This is a genomic window from Phenylobacterium sp., assembly GCF_044358365.1.
GTDB lineage: Bacteria > Pseudomonadota > Alphaproteobacteria > Caulobacterales > Caulobacteraceae > Phenylobacterium.
The window spans coordinates 1-4,566 of sequence record NZ_JBIKNZ010000148.1 but is presented as its reverse complement, the minus strand read 5'-3'; the positions used below and the strand labels follow the sequence as shown (position 1 = coordinate 4,566).

4 protein-coding genes are annotated in these 4,566 nt (G+C 59.7%); 2 read left to right on the top strand and 2 right to left on the bottom strand.

The genetic code is table 11. The annotated features are described in order from the left end of the window. Positions 1–280: 280 nt before the first annotated feature. Positions 281–2,491: a TonB-dependent receptor gene (locus tag ACIQ3B_RS18560; RefSeq protein ID WP_397405226.1), complete on the bottom strand. Its 2,211-nt coding sequence runs from the start codon at positions 2,489–2,491 to the stop codon at positions 281–283. A 138-nt stretch (positions 2,492–2,629) separates the two neighbouring features. Continuing rightward, positions 2,630–3,415 (bottom strand): bacteriorhodopsin-like, encoded by a 786-nt coding sequence (locus tag ACIQ3B_RS18555; RefSeq protein WP_397405224.1) that lies wholly within the window; start codon positions 3,413–3,415, stop codon positions 2,630–2,632. Positions 3,416–3,790: 375 nt separating this feature from the next. Between ACIQ3B_RS18555 and ACIQ3B_RS18550 the strand changes: the two genes are divergently transcribed. Then, the gene (locus ACIQ3B_RS18550) at positions 3,791–3,952 is read left to right on the top strand and encodes a hypothetical protein (RefSeq protein ID WP_397405222.1); all 162 of its coding nucleotides are present in this window, start codon (positions 3,791–3,793) and stop codon (positions 3,950–3,952) included. Between the two features lie 114 nt (positions 3,953–4,066). Further along, the coding region (locus tag ACIQ3B_RS18545; protein ID WP_397405221.1) for a hypothetical protein at positions 4,067–4,566 on the top strand (500 nt) is incomplete at its 3' end.

Below are 4,566 nucleotides of genomic sequence, written 5' to 3'. Positions count from 1 at the left end.
CGACACGTCCAACCCGACATAAACTTCCATTGGGTCCATCCTCCTGTTTGAAGCAGCGCGATCCACTCGCTCCGACTTCGTATCTTCAGGTCTGGATGGGCCTACCTCAATTACGCGATGTCACCGATACCCTAGCCCCTGGATCCTGTTGCGTCTCGGGAGCCACAGATCATCCCCCATGGGGGAGGTGGCCCGAAGGACCGGAGGGGGTAGGCCTTTGACTCCGGGCACGGAGTGCGTATGCGGCCCTACTTTTGGGGACAGTTGACGGAGCGAACGATCAAAGGCGTTTTCGCACTGTCAGATAGACCGCCCTTGGGGGAGCATAGGTACGTTGAATGAAGCCGTACTGACCAAGATTGAGGGCGTCTGCAATCACGCTTTCGTCAGTCAGATTGCGCACCGATATGTCTGCCTGCAATCCGCTCGGAGGGTGCTCAAGCGACACGGAAACATCCACCAACGTACTGGCGCCTGAACTCAGCAGTGGGTCGTTGGTGTTGTCGAAAAACACACGGCTCCGGTATTTGGCGCGTATCTCGGCGGCGGCGGTCCACTGCGAAGTAATCTTCCCGCGCCAGGCCAGCGCAGCGATTCCGGAGAATTCCGGCGCAGCGGTCAGACGATTGCCTGACCGGGAGACGCCATTCGCATCGATGAAATCGGTGAAGGCGGCGTCAAGATACGCAACGCTGGCGGTCGCAGTGACGCCGGCTGGCAGGCGAGCCTTTGCCCGTAGATCCAGACCTGAGATAGACGCGTTCGCGCTGTCGAGAACCTGCCGGGTCGGCGGCGGCGCGGCTCGCAAGGTAAAGACCTGCAGGCTGGTATAGTCATACACGTAACCCGCAGTCTCAAGCTCGACCCGGTCTGTGGCCTGCCATTTTGCTCCGACCTCATAGGCGGTCACAACTTCCGGCGCGACAGGCCCGATCGAGTCGGTTGCGAACAAGGCTCCGCCATTGAACCCGGCGGACTTAAATCCACGACTGACGTTTGCATAAATGGAGCGCTTCGACCCAAGCGCGTACCGCGCAGCCAGTCGCCAAGAGGTGGCCGTGTCGCTCCGCTCTCCCCCACGGCGCGGGGACAGGATCGGATTGGCGGTGACTTCATCAAACCGCGTTTCCGTGGTGAACTCCGAGCGCTCCTGGGTCAGGCGGACCCCGGCGGTAAGGGTCAGAGCCGGGCTTGCCGCCCAATCAGCATCGGCAAACGCCGCGACCGATTGAGTCTTCAGCCTGTAGGATTGAAGCAGTCGAAAGGGCCCAAAGACGAAAAACTGGGGATCATCAATGAACGGCGCACCCGCGGCGCGGACCGTACCCAAGACCTCAAAGCGGTTTCGGGTCTTCAGCTGTTCGTCCAGAGCGAAGACGCCCGCTCGCCAATCCAGACGACTCCCAGATCCGCGGACGAGAACTTCCTGGGTGAAGGATTGGTCGTCGTTGTCAAAATCGAGCGCGACCAGCGATAGGGGGCTCGCATCCGAGTCTTCTCTGACCGCGCGTTTGGCCGTCCGATAGGCAGTGATGGACTGGATGTTGATCTGCCCACTATGGGCGATTGTCACAGAAACGCCGCCCGCATCCAGGTCCTCACGTCCCGGTCGATCAAAGGCCTCTGAATAAGGATTGGTCGTGTATTTATAGCCCAATGCGTTGACACATGCACCCGCGCTCGCCCGCGCGACCGCGCACGGTACGAAACGTGGTGGATTGCCAGCCAAGCCTTCTGGCGCAAACAGGCCAAGGCCTTCATGCGCCGTCATGGAAGAGCGATCGACGGCGTAGTCGGCGAGCACCTCTCCTGTCCAGCCGCCGGGGCCATCCACGAGGACAGTGGCCCGCCCTCCGTAGACCTCGAGGCCATTTAGCGACCCGCCGGTTGCGGTGTTCTTGGTGTAGCCGTCCGAACGTCGGGCAAAGCCAGCAAACCTTGCTCGCGCGCCGTTGAAGGTCCCGGTATCGGCGGCGGCTTCGAGCGTCCGCAGCCCAAACGACCCAACGCCTACGGCGGCCGTCGCGCTTGCGGCATCGCCTGGACGGTTGGTACGAAAGACGATGGCTCCACCGGTCGCGTTACGACCGAAAAGTGTGCCCTGCGGCCCTTTCAATATCTGCGCACCGCTGAGATCGAACGTCGCGAGGTTCTGCCCAAGCGGAGAGGCCAGCAGCACATCGTTGAGATAAACCGCCACGCCCGGATTGGCGCTTGGGTTGACGTCATTGGAGCCGATGCCGCGAATGAAAAACTGTGGAGCGGACGACCCGAACGTCGACTTGTAGGTCAGCCCGGGAGACAGCCGACTGAGGTCGGAAGCCATGAACTCACCGGGTTTGGCAAGTTCCTCGGACCCGAATGCTTCGATACTCGCGGGACTGTCTTCAATCGGCGTGTTGGGTTGCCGCGCCGTGACGACAATCTCGTCAACCAACGGTTCCAGGGGGGCGTCAACAAGTGCCATCCCCAATATCAGTGAAAGCAGCATCAATTCAGACTACCGTTTGGGGGTTGATTTATAGGTCTGCATGAGAATGAGCGGCTCGTTCATGAAGAGCGCCGAAGCGTGGCGCCCTTCATGAAGGCCGTAAGTAGCGGGCCTGTCAGGCCCTACGTCCGCAGAAACCTACTTTGCAGCAGCGCGGTCCGTTTCAGAGGTTGCAACCGTCCAGATGATGACACCGAAAGCAATTTTGTTCACGACGTCAGCGAGGTTGTAGATCAGGTTGAGCGCGGCGGAGCTCGCGGATGGATCTTGACCCATCAGATAGCCCACGAAGTATCCGATCGGATAAATTGCCCAACCAATGGTCACAATGAGACGCATCAGTTTGAAGGCCGACTGTACCGACTCTGGAGCTTCGGCAGCATTGATTTTGCTCGCCTGCCCCAAAAACACTTCATACAGGATGTAGGCCCAACCGATCATGCCGACGATAAAGGCTGGCCAAACGGCAAAATATCCCGCTTCGCCAACATAGCCGCCCGCAAGCATGACGAACGTGCCGATGAGCAGGCGCCAGAACACTCCAGCAGGAACCTTGGTGATCGCGGCAAGGATTAGATAAAACTCGATCATCAGCAACGGAACGGTGATGAGCCAGTCGATGTACCGATAAACGGTTGGCGTTTCACCGGTCGCAACCCAGACGTCTCGCATGTAAAAATAGTGAACCGCAGCCACCAGCGTCACGAGACCTGACACGGTCAGCGAGGTTTTCCATTTTCCTGCAACCCGTTGAGTTTCAAGGAAAAAGAACGCGGTTGACGCAATAAGCGCCATGGAAATCAACCAGAATGAGATACCAACGTAGTCATCTGACCGCAGGTTTTCGGTAGCCGCGTGAGCAAGAGCAGGCACCAAAGAAGCACCTACACCGAAAGCGAGCCAGCTTAAACGTAGCTTAGGCATTTCGTCTCCCAATTTTTGATCGCTAGTTTTGTAGCGTGTCGGGTGTAATTCGGAATCTTTTTACTGTCTAGCTTGCGGCAGTTGCGCTGTGGAGGACGCTGGCGGATCAAACCCGCCAACGTTTAGCCGCGCGTCCAGCGCGCCCACAGTTCCCACCGGCGCTCGTCCGCCAACCGACCCGCGTGACCCATCCCAACCTCACTTCAACCGCTATATCCATAGCTGTTGCGCCGAACGGTTGAGACCGCCCACGCACTCTTTTCCACACCGCAGTTTATCAGAGAAAAATGCGCCCGGGTCCCACCCCCCGGGGAACACTCCCGCCTAACCTCGGTTTGCTCCACTGCGCGGCATTGCCGTCTCGGGAGCCAGACCATGTCTATTCTCATCTTTGCCTTGATCGTCCTGATCGTCGCCGCGCTGATCTCCTGGGCGGTGCAGAAGCTGCCGTTGGCCGCGCCTTTCGGGATGATCATTCAGGCCCTGATCCTGATCATCGCCGCACTTGTGATCGCCCGGCAAGCCGGACTGCTTTAGGGCGCTCCGGACACTCGCGTTTCATTCGCGACGACGCTGAAGCTGTGGACGGCGCTGGCGGGCAGGCGCTCGAAAAACTTGACTCCCGTGGCTATATGTTCTACTTTTGTTCTCGTGCAACCTGCCCCGACATCCCTCACTCCCGAGTGCATCGACGCCATGCTGGCGGCGGTGGCGGAGGTGTGCATGGAGGGCGTCACCGAGGCCCAGGTGTGGCTGAAGGCGGCTGAGGACGTCGAGGCCTTCGAGCGCGCCTCGCGTGCGCTGCAGACCCATTGCCGCAATCTGCGCCAGACCATCGCCATGAAGCAGCGCTTTGACCGTGAACAGGCCGCCCGGAAAGCCGAGGCGGGCCGCGCGGCCGAGGCCGAGCGCAAGGACATCGCCAAGGCGCGCAAGTCTGCAGTGAGCGGGCTTTACTGGCGCGCGCGCACCCATCTCGGCGAGATGGTCTGGAACGAATATGAGGAAAACCACGCCGAGGAGATCTTCAACGATCTGGACCAGTGCCTGTCCGAGCTCTCCACCGAGGACCCCGACGCCTTTCTGGCGACCCCGTTCGAGGACCTGATCGACCGGTTTTCCGAGGAATTCGGCCTTGGCGAATTCAACCC